Source organism: Ferruginibacter albus (genome assembly GCF_020042285.1).
GTDB classification, from domain to species: Bacteria; Bacteroidota; Bacteroidia; order Chitinophagales; family Chitinophagaceae; genus Ferruginibacter; species Ferruginibacter albus.
Map to the genome: position 1 here is coordinate 1,405,435 of NZ_CP083388.1, position 16,961 is coordinate 1,422,395.

At 37.4% G+C, this 16,961-nt stretch carries 8 protein-coding genes; 1 reads left to right on the forward strand and 7 read right to left on the reverse strand.

Going from position 1 to position 16,961, the window contains the following annotated elements; translation table 11 throughout:
• Positions 1-40: 40 nt before the first annotated feature.
• Together K9M53_RS06185 and K9M53_RS06190 are read right to left on the reverse strand one after the other, a co-directional pair.
• On the reverse strand, positions 41-1,279 hold the full coding sequence (locus K9M53_RS06185; protein ID WP_224018754.1) for a multidrug effflux MFS transporter: 1,239 nt from the start codon (positions 1,277-1,279) through the stop codon (positions 41-43).
• Between the two features lie 112 nt (positions 1,280-1,391).
• Positions 1,392-1,826, reverse strand: coding sequence for a hypothetical protein (locus K9M53_RS06190; RefSeq protein ID WP_224018755.1), 435 nt, complete (start codon positions 1,824-1,826; stop codon positions 1,392-1,394).
• Positions 1,827-2,337: 511 nt separating this feature from the next.
• Here K9M53_RS06190 and K9M53_RS06195 point away from each other — a divergent pair.
• On the forward strand, positions 2,338-4,044 hold the full coding sequence (locus K9M53_RS06195; protein WP_224018756.1) for a phospholipase D-like domain-containing protein: 1,707 nt from the start codon (positions 2,338-2,340) through the stop codon (positions 4,042-4,044).
• Positions 4,045-4,138: 94 nt separating this feature from the next.
• Here the strand turns inward: K9M53_RS06195 and K9M53_RS06200 are convergent, their stop codons facing one another.
• The 5 genes from K9M53_RS06200 to K9M53_RS06220 all read right to left on the reverse strand — a co-directional run bounded on the left by K9M53_RS06200 (position 4,139) and on the right by K9M53_RS06220 (position 16,901).
• The gene (locus tag K9M53_RS06200) at positions 4,139-12,103 is read right to left on the reverse strand and encodes a DUF4347 domain-containing protein (protein ID WP_224018757.1); all 7,965 of its coding nucleotides are present in this window, start codon (positions 12,101-12,103) and stop codon (positions 4,139-4,141) included.
• A 644-nt stretch (positions 12,104-12,747) separates the two neighbouring features.
• Complete coding sequence (locus K9M53_RS06205; protein WP_224018758.1) at positions 12,748-13,389, reverse strand: SanA/YdcF family protein; 642 nt, start codon at positions 13,387-13,389, stop codon at positions 12,748-12,750.
• A 552-nt stretch (positions 13,390-13,941) separates the two neighbouring features.
• A complete protein-coding gene (locus tag K9M53_RS06210) occupies positions 13,942-15,567 on the reverse strand; it encodes a hypothetical protein (RefSeq protein WP_224018759.1) in 1,626 nt (541 codons plus the stop codon).
• Between the two features lie 252 nt (positions 15,568-15,819).
• A complete protein-coding gene (locus tag K9M53_RS06215; RefSeq protein ID WP_224018760.1) occupies positions 15,820-16,257 on the reverse strand; it encodes a YMGG-like glycine zipper-containing protein in 438 nt (145 codons plus the stop codon).
• Between the two features lie 80 nt (positions 16,258-16,337).
• Complete coding sequence (locus K9M53_RS06220) at positions 16,338-16,901, reverse strand: hypothetical protein (protein ID WP_224018761.1); 564 nt, start codon at positions 16,899-16,901, stop codon at positions 16,338-16,340.
• Positions 16,902-16,961 lie beyond the last annotated feature (60 nt).

The window sequence follows — 16,961 nt, forward strand, 5'->3', positions numbered from 1 at the left end:
ACTCCAGCTGTCTTGGCTTACATTAAATAAGTAAATGCATTTAGTTGCTTTTTCTTCTTTCACCCAACAGTAAAATAAAAAATGCAATGCAGGAGGATGCGGCTATTACAAAAGAAACAGCCAGGCTTCCTTTAAAATGCAACATACCCACAGCTGCAGAAATTATTCCGCCAATACCAATTTGAATAAAACCCAATAGGGAAGAAGCCGTGCCGGCATTTTTTGTGAAAGACCGCATGGCTACAGCCGCTGCATTGGGATAGGTTAATCCGGAGCAGGCAAGCAATACAAACAGGAAAGCGATAATAAGAGTGATATTATACCAGTTATTGAGTATAAAGAATAAAAACAAAATGCTGGTAATTGATTGAATGATAGATGTAGCTTTTAATATGCTTTCATTGGTAAAATGTTTGGTGAGTATATGATTCAACTGACTGCTTCCAATAAAACCCAGTGACAGCCCGGCAAAGATGGCTCCATATACTTTAGCACTTACATGAAACTCATCCATAAAAACAGCCGGTGAACCTGCTACATATACAAACAAGCCTGCAAAAGAAAACGTCCCTGCCAATGCATATACATAAAACTGTTTGGTAGTTAAAATAGTTTTGAACCCGTTGATGATGGGCTTGGGTAGCAGGGATACTGTTTTATCCGGCTGATGTCCTTCCGGTAAAAAGAAGAATACAACCACTAAGAGTAATGCTGCAATAATTGCCAATACAATAAAAACAAATCGCCAGTTCCAGGTATCAATTATAAAAGTTCCTGCAGTAGGCGCCAGCAAAGGAGACACGCTTAATATCAATATCAACAAAGAAATGATCTGCGCACTTTTATCAGTAGGAAAAAAATCAAGCACCATTGCCATGGCAGCAACCGAAGCCACACAACCGCTTACGGCTTGTATAAAGCGCATCAGCCACAGCATTTCAATAGAGGTGCAGGTAGCGCATAAAATGGTTGCAATAATATATAGGCAAAGGCCGATGTGTAATGGGCGTTTTCTTCCAAACCGGTCCAATAGCGGACCATATAAGATCTGTCCCAATGCAAAACCTAAAAAATAAGTGCTGACAGATAATGCTACATTACCGATAGAAGTATGCATGTCCGCTGCTATCTTAGGAAATGCAGGTAAATACATATCAATAGAGATAGGCGTTATGGTATTCAATGCGCCGATCATCAGGAGTAAAAAGATATGCTGTGTCCTGCTTCTTTTAATATATTGCTTATTCTCTGTTGTTTGGGAAACTGAAATAAAATCCATAAAGTGTTACTAAACTATACCTGTAGTATTATTTTAAATGCAATTAAAAAGCTTCAAACAATAAAAACGGTATAATGTTTAAGCGAAAATAGAACCTTTTATTTTAACAGGCTTAGGTGAAATGAGCACAATTACTGCTTCCGGTAGTTCCTAAGGCTAATGCGTTTCTTCCAAATGCTGAATTACCTGTGTCATTAGTGTTTGCATTTAAAGCATAAGCTCCAAATGCCGAGTTGTCATCACCACTGATTTTTTTAGCTAAAGTAAAATCTCCTACCGCTGTATTAAAATTTGCAGTATTGAGGTTTAATGCAGAAGAACCTACTGCAACATTAATAGTGCCTGCACCAGAGACTAAAGACCTATTTCCAATTGCAATATTATTACCACCTCCTACAGGGCTGCTTATACTCATGCCTTGTACAGAAATAGATCCTGCAATAGTATTACTACCTCCAGGAGCAGTAGTTTGGACAATTGTATTTGACTGTGCAGTACAACAATTAATTGCGAAAAAAAGAATAATTAATAATTTAAATGTTCTCATTTTGTAAGTTTTAATTTTTAATAATTTTTATTCGGGAAAAGGATTTCTGATAGTGATAACAGAAATTAGTAATAGCGATAAAAATAGATAGAGAAAAAAGAGTAGCGATAGGGTAACCTTTTTCATAAAGCAAGTTTAGGGTTGGACTAACAAGATAGCATTCCCAAAAATTAAATACAAGAGGGTTTTCCCCTTAAGAATTTAATAATGGAAATGTGTAGATGAAGCTATACTTAGAATAAAAAGAGAAGACTATCTTTCAAGTGTGGCTTGCTCCATGGCTTTCATAACGTTATAGGATAATTGAAGAATTAATAATTAAACTACAGAAATTGTTTTGGATTTTACAAATAACACTCTATATTGTTCTCCATCTCATTATCCCTTGATCGATCCCGCCTTTATACCTGCAAGAATAGTTGATCCCTTGTTTCCTCCATATCACAGTCAGTAGCGTAGTGAACCTGTATTGGTTATTGTAATTTTTTTATGCAACCATAATAACAACTATATGACGACTAAAAAAGGAGCACCCGGCATTATTTGCTATTCAAATAATGCGGAAACACTTATTGCATGGGAATACCCAGCTAAAATTAAAAACTGCGTTGGCTTTGCACTCTTTCGAAAAAAAAATGATGAGACCGATGCCTCTGCGGAACCGGTTTACACTTCTGTAGGCTTTGACGGAGATTCAGCAAAAACAGATGAATGGCGCCCAAGTACCGAATGGCCAATACAGAAATTTGTTTGGACAGATTTTTTTGTGAAATTAAATGATACGGTATGTTATAAAGTTATTCCAATGATATGGGATGGTACCACACTTATAAAGGATATTAAAAATTCATCTGCCTGGAGTAATAGAGTTAAAGTAAATATTTCCAAAGATTGTTGCGCTTATTTTAATGTGGGGATAATAGGCTCACAAGCAATAAGCAGGAGAATGCAGCAATTAAATAAAGGAGATCTGAAAAAGAAACTGGACGATGTGCTGAATGAAGAAGATTCTGATATACGAAAATTCTTAGGTGGAGAAATGGTACAGAAGGCGTATGATCTGTTAGATGGAGTATATAAAAACAAGCAGGTGATTTATTGTTGTTTATATGAATTAGATGAGCCGGGGCTGATACGGAGGTTATGTAAGATCGGAAGCAGGGCAAATGTTATATTATCGAATGGTTCTTATAAATCCAACAATAAAGATCCTAATAAACCTGCAAGAAAACAGTTGAAAGATGCGGGTGTAAAAGTGGTTGACAGGATACTTACGCAAGGATTGGGGCATCATAAATTTTTATTGATAGGTGATAAGGGCGCAAAGCCAACAGACCCGCCTGATCTGCAATTTGTATGGACAGGGAGCATGAATTGGACGATGCACGGACTATTTACACAAGTAAACAATAGTGTATTACTGAAAAATGCAGAAGTTGCCGGCTGGTATTACAACCAATGGAAAAAGATTGCCGCAGTAGAGCAAAGTATAATAAACAAAGAAGAAACAAGTCATTTCCCTAAAGCATTTAAAGAGTCTAATTCAACAGCAGTAGAAGATGATAAAATAAAAATTAAGACCTGGTTTGCACCCGTTATCAATAAGGTGGATCTTGAAGATGCAAAACAACTTATTACCAAAGCAAAGACGGGAATCCTGTTTTTAATGTTTAAACCGGGCAATGATTCCACTTTATATAATTTCATTGCGCAAACAAGCAGAGCAAGAAAAAGTCTTTTTGTTCATGGCATGCTGAACGCAGAAATGGGAGGTAAAGATTCTCCGTTAACTTTCTTTCATCGCGGTAAACCGCAGGTAGTGAATATTTCAACAGTTCTTCCTGATAAAAATGATAAAGATCTTAAATATTGGATGAAAGAAATTGGTGTACTCCATGGCTCGGTAAAAATTCACAGTAAAATTATTTTGATCGATCCCTTCTCCGACAATTGTATATTAATGACAGGCTCACATAATATGGGGCCTAATGCAAGTACCAGTAACGATGATAATTTAAATATAATTACGGGGCATAAAGATCTATGCATGCAATATGCAGTAAACATTATTACAGTTTACAATCATTTCAGAAGCCGTTTTTATATTAAGCGTCTTGGATTAGATTGGGAAGGAAACCATAAAGATGATAAATGGATGGGAAGCTACATGACCGGGCCTAAAAAAGATGAAATTAAATTTTGGATGCAGGAAAAATAATAATAAATACGTAACAGCATCGTATTCTTGCGGAAATAATAAAAAGCCCCCTGCCTAAACAAGGGGCTTTAATACTTAAATCCTCAAACATTCTTTAATTCATTATACTGATAGTGGTGATTGTTTTGTCAGGATGCAATACCTGTAATTGATATACACCTTTGGTAAGATTGCTTACAGAGAAAGTTTCTGTAGCAGTACCGCCATTATGGTTTATTTCTTTGCTTGCTATTGTTTGTCCTAAGCCGTCTACCAGTTTTACCAGGTATTTTCCTTTTGGCATATTGCTGAATTGCAAGCCTGTTGTATTGCCTACCATTGGATTTGGATATGCACTGATATTGCCAGCACTTTGTGTTGCTGATACTTTTACAATTGAACTGTACTGAATGCTTCCATCATTTCCAATACTTTTAATGCGATAGAAATTGTCATTCTTCATTGCGCTGATATCAATAGCCGAATAATCAGTTTTGCTTTCGGCGGTAACAGTTGTTATATCATTGAATGTTTTACCGTCAGCAGATCTTTCTACAACATAGTTTTTAATGTTCAATTGATTTTCTACTTTCCAGCTAACAGTAACTCCTGTATTTATTGTTGAAGCTGTTACAGATGTAAAGCTTACAGGTAATACTTCTGCCGGACGGAACACGATCATAAAACGATTGTTACCGGTTGATGCAGCATTGCTTGTTACAGAAAAACTTATATCCGTACCATTTACCAGGTCTACCGGCGTAGTTGTATTTGTGTAATTATCTACTAAAGTCGCCGTCAATCCGGTTTGGATATTAGTAGGAATGATGTTGAATTTGTAATTGCGTACAACTGTACCCGTTAATCTTACAAATAAAGTATCATTGCTTGTAATGAATGGTCTTCTTTCTATGGATAGACCTTTGCTGTTGCGTAATAAGCTTAGTCCTTCATTGGCGTTGGCAAATTTTGGAGCATCCTGCCAATCTACCATTGCATTAAAGCTGTTTCCGAATTGTGCCAGTGTTTCATCGGCAGTAGTATCATTATTCGACAGCATTAACTTGATCCTTATAGAAGGCGTTTCACCTGTAGGGCGAAATACCAGAATATTATCAACAGTAGATTTACAATTTTCGGGAAAAGTAATGGTACCTGTTCCTGCCGCCATATTTTGTACCAGGAATGCTTGCCCGGATTGTATGTTTTTATCCTGGTGACTTGCTGATATAGATTTATCGTAAATACCATCTCCATCAATATCATCCATGGCTACATAAGCGCCTAACTCATTAATGGTAGCATCCCATGCATAGAACCTGCGAATAACATTATTTAAAGTAACCTTACTGAAATCTATTGGTGATGCAAAAGGATTTCCTATCAACGTATATTTTCCCGCGCCGGATGGTGTGGTGAACACCTGGTTATTTTGTTGCAGGTTACCCATGCTGCTTAATATTGTTTCGTGTAGTGGAACGCTATTCAAATATGGGTTGGCAACATTATCATAGTTTCGGTCGCCACGAATGAATATGTAATAGCCGATATTATCTGCGCTTCCATTGCTGGTAGGCGATATTTTTTGATTGGTTGTTAAAACATTTACCAAAGCTTGTGTCGACGTGTTAAACACTTTCAACGAATACAAATTGGTAATACCGGTATCCATATTGCTATTAGCAGGGATAGGTTGCGGAACAGTTATTAATGTTCCTTTGCCGGTTTCGTTAACACGATGATTTTGCCATGACTCATAGATGGTATTGGAGTTGGTGATAGGAGCTGTTAACAATCTCCATGCACGTCCTTCCGGTATGCAACGGTCTACTATTACTTTACCAACAATACTGTTACCGCTGTTAACTCCATTATTGGTGATGTCTGCTACTGCTGCTGTTACGGTATTGCAATCAGATAATAGTTCCAGGTTGTCATTTGTATTGAAAGTTGCACTATTAATATTACCGAATGATAAACCATAGGATATCTTTAAAGTATCCAATGCCGTTGCAGTTAAAGATGAAGCAGTATTGGTAATAATTAAATACTTAACTGTTTTATCCTGGAACATGTGTCCGCCAATAGTTTGCGATGCTGTTCCTTTTAATTCCATCGTTCCTGCTTTTGCATTAATAATAGCATCACTATCTATGCTGATGGTACCCGCTATTTGCAATTTGTTATTAATGATCGTTAATGAAGCAACACTCTCCATGGTGATATTATGCGTAGTGCCTATAGCACCACTGCTTAATATAGGATATGGATTGCTGCCAACGTTTGGTATAAATACTTCGGATGTTATCAATGGAACATAATTACAGCTCCAGTTGCTGGCGGTATTCCAGTCGCTGCTGGTAGTACCTAACCAAATAGTACTGTTGTTAACAGTTATTAAACCGGGAATTGAATATGCAGGTGTACATGTTCCTCCCTGTACCACCAAACGGAAATAACGGTTAGCAGTAAGTGTTCCTATTTGTGCACCGGTCAATGTTGCCGATGCAGAAGAAGGAATATCATGTATATCTAAATTAAAATTATCAGTACTGTATTGCCATTTAATGATAGAGGTGCTGTAGCCTGTTACGGTGATGTCTGCAGGGGTTGCTCCGTAACAAATAGTTTGTGAAGAAGCCGCAGCTGTACCACCTTCGGTAGCAGAAGATACAGTAATAGTTGTTGCACTTGAATAAGCAGTACAGGAGCCATTCGTTATTACTGCTCGGAAATAACGGGTACTGGTAAATTCGCCTATTTGTGCTGCAGTTAGTGTTGCTGATGCAGAAGAAGAAATATCGTGCACATCACTGCTGAAATTATCTATTGAATATTGCCATTTAGAGATGCTTCCGCTATAACCACTTACAGCAATGTCTGATACACTACTTCCCGGGCAAATGCTTTGATTCGGGGAGCTACTACCGCCAACAACATTGTTCACTGTTATTAATACAGATGAAGAGTTAGAAGTGGAAGCCCCGATTTGCAGTACTGCACGGAAATAGCGGTTAGCACTAAGTGCCCCCATTTGTGCAGCGGTTAAAGTTGTTGATGCAGAAGAAGAAATATCGTGCACATCACTGCTGAAATTATCTGTTGAATATTGCCATTTTACAATGGAACCATCATAACCTGATATAGTTAAATTGGCAGGTGAATTGCCTCCACAAATTGTTTGTGCAGAAGCAACGGTACCTGTACTATTACAGTTGCTTACAGAAGATACTAAAGCCGAATCTGTATATGGCTGGTATGAATATTTATAGCTATTGGTATCAGCAGCTGCTTGTAATACATCTGCAAAGCCATTACCGTTTACTATATTGCTGATGACTGCATTGTTTAAAGTAACAGTGGATGTTACAGTGCCACCGCTTCCGTTTTTAACAGAACCACTGCTCATGGTTACACCACTACGGTAATAAGTGCCTGCTTCTTTAGCATCAGGACAACCGTCGCCATCACTATCCAGGTCTTTATCATTGGTAATGCCATCATTATCTGTATCCACACTACAAGTGTTTTTAGGATTAGAGGATGCTACATAAGTTGAACTTACGGTTGGTATAAACTCTTTAGTATTACCTGCTGTTGTTGTTCCACCTAAACCATAAATACGATAATATTTATATGGCTGTGATGAAGTTAGACCTGACCATATTATATGATTGCCGGTTGCTGTTGCGGTAGTTAATGTTGTACTAACATCTGTCCATGTACCCAATGTATCATTTGTTGCCTGTATCTTATAAGATAAAGAAGTGGCAGAAAAAATACTGGCAGTACTATTTAATGAATCTTTTAAACCGGTTAATTGTACAGGTTTATTAAACACAAACATAAATACCGTTTTATTTGTAATGCTTTGCGATGCTGTTAATGTTGCTAATGTTGCTAATGTTGCATAATTACTATCAACAGCATTTTCTTTAGCAGCACTAAACGTAAGATCGCTGGATACAGAAATGATATCTGATGCTTCTGCTTGTGTATAATAACAAGACGGAGCTTCTGTTGCATTTAATATGCCGTCATTGTCATCATCTATGTCTATTAAATCAGGGATACCATCACCATCAGTATCGGTACAGGTACTTAAAAAATTATAGACAGCATATTGGTTATAAGTAGATGTATAATTAATACTTCCGGTTGTGCCTATTTCTTTACTATCAACCAAACCATTTCCATTGGCATCCATACCACTGAATTGATAGTTTGTTGTAGTATTGGTTGTAGCGCCTGATTCCAAAGCATCTGAACAGCCGTCACCATCGCTGTCAAGATCAAGGCGATTAGGAATACCGTCATTATCTGTATCAATATCGGTATTACAGTTAAGACCTTGTGCATCGGCAAAGAACCGCAATCCTATTTCATCATGTGTAACGCTTGTATTTGTAGTAAGATCATAAAATCGTACATAATAGGTTGTGTTAGGGTTTAGAGACGTAGGATTAACAGAGATAATCTTCCAGTGAGTTGGATCTCCTGATCCATCCATCATTGTACTCGTATAAGTAGTAGCAGTAGCTCCATCATTTAAGATTATGGGGTGACTAAAAGTAGGATCATCATCAAGTAAAACACCTACATTAATAACAGGAGATAATGTATAATACAGCCATGAGTTTACATATAATGAAGTTGATCCGGTTGTAAACGTTGCATATTGATAATCATCTTTAGCAATGGCATCACTTAAGGTTCCATTATTATTTAAGCCCTGAAGATTCCATGAACCTGAAGCAGACCCGGGAATATTGGTTCCCACACCTGCGGTCATAGATACGTTAGGTTTTGAAGTAAAATATGCCAAGTCCGCAGATTTAGTTTTCTCGGATTCTCTATCCCACATTATTGCCCGGGGGGTACCGGTTACAATACATACTTGCGACTCTGCTACATCGGGTACACCATCATTATCATCATCAGTATCAATTAAATCAATTATTCCATCTCCGTCTGTATCTAAACAACCACTCTTGCTTGCATCTAAAGCATATAAATTGTATGTTGAAGTATAATCAGTGGTTCCATCCTTACCTGGATCAACACTGTCATTCAAACCGTCATTATTTGTATCTGTACCATTTGGATTTAATTGACTATTAGCTAAATTGCCTGCTGTAATACCATAACTGATACCGGCATTGTTGACAGTTGAGGATGGCGTAAAAATATCTGTTAATGGACTAACGTTTGCTTCTTTCAGATCAGGACAACCATCTCCATCACTATCTAGATCAAGGTGATTAAGAATGCCATCTCCGTCAATATCATCAGTACATATTTGCTTTGGGTTAGCAGAAGGGATATAATTGTTGTAATTGATGTCCACCTCGTTAAGCCGCCCATTTGCAGGTACACCTGCTGTTGTACTTGTTCCTGCTATACGATAGCGACCATATTTTGTTGTTGGTTGAAGTGTATTGCTAAAAGTATAAACAGTACTGACAGTGTTCATAGCTTGGGTGTTTGACAAAGCCTCCCATGCTGTACCATTCCAACCTTCCAATCGCCATAAAGCAGAAGCGCTGCTTGATAATGCAGTAACTCCTACCTCTATTTGAATATTAGATATGATAGCAGGCTGTTGTACCGGTATAATAAAATCAATAAGACTTAATCCGGCAATATTTGTAACAGCAGGATTAACCCATCCAGATGTTGTGGCATCTCTATCATAAGTATTAGTAAGCGGACCGCTTGAATTCCAGGCAAAATCTGAAATAACAGTACTGCTTGCAAGATTTATTGATTCATTTTGTGTATAAAAGCAATAAGGACTTTCGACAGCATCCACAATTCCGTCATTATCATCATCTATATCACTTATATCAGGTATTCCATCTCCATCGGTATCAGTACAAATGCTTAGAAACTTATAAATACCATAAGTGTTGTAAGTAGAACCATAATTAATAGAACTGCTGGTTCCATTTTCTTTGCTGTCTACTAAACCATTTCCATTGGCATCCGTACCGCTGAATTGATAATTGATTGTAGTACTGGTTGTAGCGCCTGCTTCCAATGCATCCGAACAGCCATCGCCATCACTGTCAAGGTCTTTATCATTGGTAATGCCATCTCCATCGGTATCTGTAGTACAGGTATTTTTAGGATGTGTCGATTGTATATAGGTACTTGTGTTTAAGGTGCCTGCTACTTCATAGTTGGTAATAGCAGCGCCAGTACCTGCTGTTCCCTGAATTTTATAATAACGATATTGTGCTGCGTTTTGATTTACGGTAAACGTTTTAGGTACTGTTGTTACAGCAGTGCTTAATGCAGCGCTCATTAACGATGTCCATGTAGTACTGTCGTTAGAGCCATATAAAGTAGCGCTAGTGCCTGTTCCCCAACTTGCCGCACTGCCTGTAACACTTACAGAACTTAGATTAACAGCAGTTGGATAGGTAATAGTATAGATATTAACTCCGCTAAATGCTTGCCCTGTAGTTATTACATGATTGCTTGCAGTTACGGTTGTTGAGGTGCCATCGTGCATGGTAGGTATATCTGCGCCGGTTGTAACAGCAACACTATTTACAGTAGAGGTCATAGATGTAGCTATACTTGTTGGCACAATTGCTTCGGTAGTTGTATAATAACAGGAAGGTGCTTCTGTTGCATCCAATACGCCATCATTATCATCGTCTATGTCAGTAAGATCAGGAATGCCATCACCATCGGTATCGGCGCAAGCACTTAAAAATTTATAAATAGCATACGTGTTATAAGTAGATGTATAATTAATCGTTCCACTTGTTCCATTCTCTTTACTATCTATCAAACCATTGCTGTTAGCATCCGTACCGGTAAATGTATAATTAGCGGTAGTGCTGTTAGTAGCGCCTGCTTCCAATGCATCCGAACAACCATCGCCATCACTATCAAGGTCTTTATCGTTAGTAATGCCATCTCCATCAGTATCTGTAGTACAGGTATTTTTAGGATGTGCCGATTGAATATATGTACTTGCATTTAAGGTGCCTGCTACTTCATAGTTGGTAATAGCAGCGCCAGTACCTGCTGTTCCCTGTATTTTATAATAGCGATATGCTGCAGCATTTTGATTTACTGTAAACGTTTTTGGCACTGTTGTAACGGCGGTGCTTAATGCAGCACTCATTAAAGAAGTCCATGTTGTGCCATCATTAGAGCCATACAAAGTAGCAGTAGTACCTGTTCCCCAACTGGCAGCACTACCTGTAACACTTACAGAGCTTAGGTTTACAGCTGTTGGGTATTGAATTGTATAAATATTAATTCCGCTAAATGCTTGACCAGTAGTAATAACATGATTACTTGCTGTTACTGTTGTAGAGGTTCCATCGTGCATGGTAGGTATATCTGCACCTGCTGTTACAGCAACACTGTTTACGGTAGAGGTCATAGATGTAGATATGCTTGATGGCACAATAGCTTCGGTAGTTGTATAATAACACGAAGGTGCTTCAACTGCATCCAATACTCCATCATTATCATCATCAATGTCATTGTTATTGCAAATGCCATCTCCATCAAAATCATCATTAGGCCCTGTGCCACCAATTACACCACCACCGGCGCATTGTAAATTATCTGTATATTGTGGAAACGACAAAGCATTGATAGCGTTACCAACTTCCAATTTCCAATCACCGCCTTTGCCGGTTATATTATCAGAAGCAGCAATGGCAACACCTAAGTGTTGCTTTAAATAATTTACAGCAGCCAATCCATTTTCTCCTTTGGCAAACTCACAACCGTAAATATTTAAGTATTTTATTTTTTTACTTAGTAATTGGTGCGATCGTATAAACTCCGCTATCATTGCTGCATTACGCCATTTACCGTCTAACAATAATTCTCCTGAACGTCCATGAGATATTAACTGGAAAACATTGGATCGCTTTTCAGTAACAACAGGGAATTGTTGCACTGAGGCATCAATATAACTATTGCCCTTTATGGAGGTAGAAAGTGAATGGATAGTTTTGGGGTGAAAACTATTTTTGCCGTTGTGCGCATAAACACTGGAGGTTAGCAAAAGGCATACTAAAATGCTAAAGGTTAAATTAGGCTTCATCAAACTGGATTTTAAGTATTAAAGGGATATACAACTTGTGCTGTATACATGTGTTCAGATCATTAACTAAACCAGCCATAATCCGGAACACCTTCTAAACGTTGTCTTTAAACTTAATAGTACAGCGGTTTTTCGTTCTAAAATCAATACTATAGCTACATAGAAGAATTACTACAAAAGTCTTATGAATCTATCTATACTCTTATATTTTATATGCTATTAAACACATCGTAGAGGGTTAAGAACATCCTGACAAGGCGTTAAGAAATACCTCTTTACTACTATGTAAGGGCATGGCAGGGGCATATGAAATACATATAAGGCCCTAAACAAGGCATTGTTAGGTACTTCGTTAGGCCTTTACAACCCCTTATTAAATACCTTATAGGGCCTTCATAAATGCATTACAGGTATTTAACAACGCCTATCCAGGTAGTATTTTACTCTCTTACAGGGGCTTTCAATCAACAACCTACGAATTTGTCAATAGATACAAAATGATGCAGATGATTTAGTTTTGGAGAAGCTATTAAAATAGCTAAAGGCAGGATTATTTTAATTGTGTTTGTATGTTACAGAAAAGAGTGCTGTTATTTCTGCTTAAAAAAGAGTAATAGGGGAATGTCTCTCGGGATGTGAGATGTTTATGCAGGAATAGTAACCTTTGTTCCAAGAAATTTGGGTTGCTTCGAAAACAAGTAATCTAAAAATACTTTTACTCTTGCAAATTTTTCTCTTAGCTGAACTCTAAATCCGAATTTACTACTAACTCCTTTTGCATTAAATGCGATGGCGTTCATTCCTTCCTGCGATGCAATATATAACGCCCGTTCGTTGTGAAATTGCTGTGAGATAATGGTTAAAGAATCCTGTCCAAAGATTTTCTTTGCTCTTATCATCGAATCAAATGTTCTAAAGCCTGCATAATCCAGGTAGATAATAGTTGAGTCAATCCCTGCATTGATCAGATCTGCTCTCATTGTAGTAGGTTCATCATACTCTTTTCTGCTGTTGTCGCCACTTATTATAATGTATTTGATCTTATTAGCCTTTATCAGTTCTACTGCCGCATTAATTCTATATAAATAATAAGGATTTAAGTGACCATTCTTTAAAAGCTTTCCTGTTCCCAATAAAAGTCCCACCTTATTGTAGGGAATTGTACTAACATCGTCGTATAATTTTCCGACAGAAGCAGCTTCTACTTTTTTATTGCAATAAACAATGCAGCTTAATACTAGTAGTAATAAGATGCCGGAGATAACAAGGAGTTTTTTCTTTCGCATAAGGGATAAGCGTTTCTCAAAAATATCAGTAAGTTCTATTACTTGCCTGTGAAAGATTAGTTAAGAATTGAAAGGTCATAAAACAAAAAAGAAAGCCGAGAATATAAAAACAATTGCCTAAGCTTTTGTTCTTACTAACCCTTGCTTTCTTTTTCTGTTACTTTCTCCAGGCGGAGTCCATAACAATTGACTACTTCAGGTTCCTTACGGGTTGCCTTCTGTAATCGTGAGCCTTTTCGATGTTGTTGTGTTTGATAAGGCTCATTTTAGAAATACCTGCTCCTTTTAGGGATCAGTACATTCTACGTTTTATCCATCTTTACAGACTTCCAAAACGGTGCGGAACTAATTGCATCTTTTCAGAATTTTTTTGTTCCTTTTCAGCTTTTCTGCTTTTTATAGCTTCTTGCTTCAATACTGTAAATCTAATAAATTGATATAGTCGAATCCAAATTTTTACACTGTTTGATATGCACCTCTTATGCACCAGGTTATGCACATTTTAGGAGATTGCGCTTATTAATTGAACAACATCTTTATAAAAAGCAGAACTTATTTTTCTATGAAAAAAGAAGGAGCACCTGTAAGCTTTACTGTTTTTGATGCAGGAGAAGATGTATTCGTTGCACTGAAATTCCATTCCTCACGGTTACCCATAAACGAAAACGGAAAAGTATAAACAGCACTTGCTTTTTCACTAAGATCAATATTGGTAACAGCCCATAAAACATACGTGTATTTTCCTGCGCTATCTTTAAAGGCAGCACCTTTAACGGTTGGTGGTAAATTTAGTTGTTTGGTTTTTACCGGATCATATGGTTTGTTCAATAAAAGCTGAGTGAGTGTTTTAACTGCATTGAATTGCGAATGCTTAGGAGCATTGGCTACAGTCGTGGTGGTAGGAGTGAGGTCGCCATATATTCCCATCTTATTATAAATATCGTTATTGGCAGGAGAGGCTTCGCCTAAACTATATTTATACAACTGCCCGATATTATTTACCTGGCTTAACACATTTACTTTAATAATAAAATTATTGGCTGCTTCTTCATTGCCCCAATCGTTACCGATTGTTTCGCGGGCAATATCTGTTTCGGTACATATCCATTGTTTTAACGGAAATGCATTGCCGTCATATCCATAATTTGCCAGCACGGTAGCAAATTCGTTTTTATAACGGAAAAAAGCATCTGCCGCTCCATCGGAATGCCTGGTGAATTTCATTGAGCTGCTGGCATTATCCCAATTGTTCAAATAATAAAAAGGATAATTGTGAAAACATAAAATGTCAAAATAAGCACCTGCTTTTAAAGGATATTTATCTGTAATACTGCCATCATTTGGGTTATCAGTATTCCTCAATAAAGCATCTAAGAAAGAAGGATAACCGATACCGCCCGTACATACATAGGAATCGGGTTGTAACGTTTTAATAACGTCCCAGGCTACACGAAGACTATGGATATAATAAAACACCGGCGCTTTTAAATTTTCCAGTTCATTCGGATTAGGATTTACATGCCACCAGCTCCACGAAACGTCCGGTTTTTGCCAGCCGGTGGAACCATACGTAAAATCAGGCTCATTTGTTATCTCCCAAAATTTTATATATTTACCGTAAGCTTTTACCGTTTTATAAATATACCAGGCATACGTATTATGGGTATTGATCTGTGTTTTTGCGCTATCCAACCAAACAGGTTCATACAGACCTATAAATGTTTTTGCTCTTTCACTGCAACCGGGGAAAGTTATAGTATCCCTGTTGTCTGTTCCCTGAGTTCCATATAATTTAGGCTGATTAGGCTCTCCCAAAAAAGCAGTGATTTCTTTCATTCCTAATGAGTCTGTGTAATAATTAAATTCTGCCTGTTTTACATTCACATTGTCATAACCGCTTATCAACCTGTCAGGAAGGGATACCCTAATAGTGCGATCGCCGGCATTGTGAATTAATTCTGCCACATTCTTATCGCTTAACTGGTAGCCATAATAACCCATATTATTTCCATACATATAAGCCCCTTTATACTGCCTGTAACCTGAAAAAGCATTGGCAGTGCCAGAATCTAAAGCACTGTGCGTAATACTAACAACAGGTTTATATTGTCCTGAGCCTTTACAGCCAATCAGGCAAAACTGTATGGTTATTAAAGCCGATAATAATATGCAGCGCATGAATAAGGTATTGTAGCGTATAAACAATTAGTGATAGTTTGTAGTAAAACTATGGTTTTGATTAAAAATAACCCAATCTTTTGTTAGAGAAAATAAAAAGTAATTGCCTGATATACAATATAAGTATGTTGCCTGCGTTAATACAATGGTTTTTCATAGGATATTGGATTTTAAAGCGGGACTAGATTTCTATCTTGGTCCCTTTTTTATTATGTCCAGATCCTAAAAACCAATGAAGGAGAAATTTAATTATTATTTTCTACCATCTTTTTTATCCATTACATTTCCTGTAACGGCACCGGCTCCTGCTCCCAATGCTCCACCCAATATAGCTCCCTGACCCGGATGCTTTTTATCAATAATGGCTCCGCCAATGGCACCAACGCCTGCACCAATTACAGCCCCTTTAGCTGTTTTGCTCCATCCTTTTTTTTGAGTGGTGGTGGTAGTAGTTCCGGTTCCTGTGTTAGTAGTGGTTGTGGTAGTAACTTCCTGCTTTTGTGTATTTTTTTCTACAGCCTTCCCGTTTACCTTATTCATTGAGTCTATCGTACGCTGTTTAACCTGCGCCTTATTAATTGAGTCAATGGTGTTTTGTTTTATTTGTTGCAATTCTTCTTCACTGCCTGATTTGCCCGCGCAACCGGCTAAAACACTTAGGGTTGTAAATAACACAATAATCTTTTTCATGATGTATGATTTTTAAACGTTATCGATCGCCTCGGTTTCAATGCATACAAAATAAAAAAAATATTATGCCAAACAAAAAACTATTTATGATAGGCAGGCTCTGTGGGAGATATGTTTTGTACTATTTTATAAAAAACAGAATAGATCGTTCTTAATTCATCGATATCGGTAATGCTTTTACCAATTTCCAACTCCAAAAAAGCCTGTTTTTCTCCGTTGTTGGTTGGATGATTGATATGCAGGGAAAAATCTGTCAGTTCTGCAATTACCTTTCGTGTATCTTCATCAGCAAAGATCCTTTTTACTCTCTCTGTATCATTGGTTTTGATGATGACTTTTTTGTCAAATTCAGGATATCCTATTTCAACATCTGCTGCGCCAAAGAATTTTCCTATTTCGCTGATATAATCCTGGTGATGCAGCGCAAATTTAAAATCATCATTATTAAGTTTTGAACTGAATAACGTTAACTGATAACCGCTTTCAAAACCTCCACCGGGGTCAATATCAATTACAAACAAAACTTCTGTATCGCCTTGCTGCAATATCGCTTTATAATCAAGTGTATCATCAGAAATGTCTGCACTAACCTGTTGCCAGAGCTCATTTTCTGAATTGCCATATAAGTGTTTAATGTTTTCCATATGGGATAAAATACAAATTTTCTGCCAAATAAATCAACATCCATTCTTCGTAACTTTAGA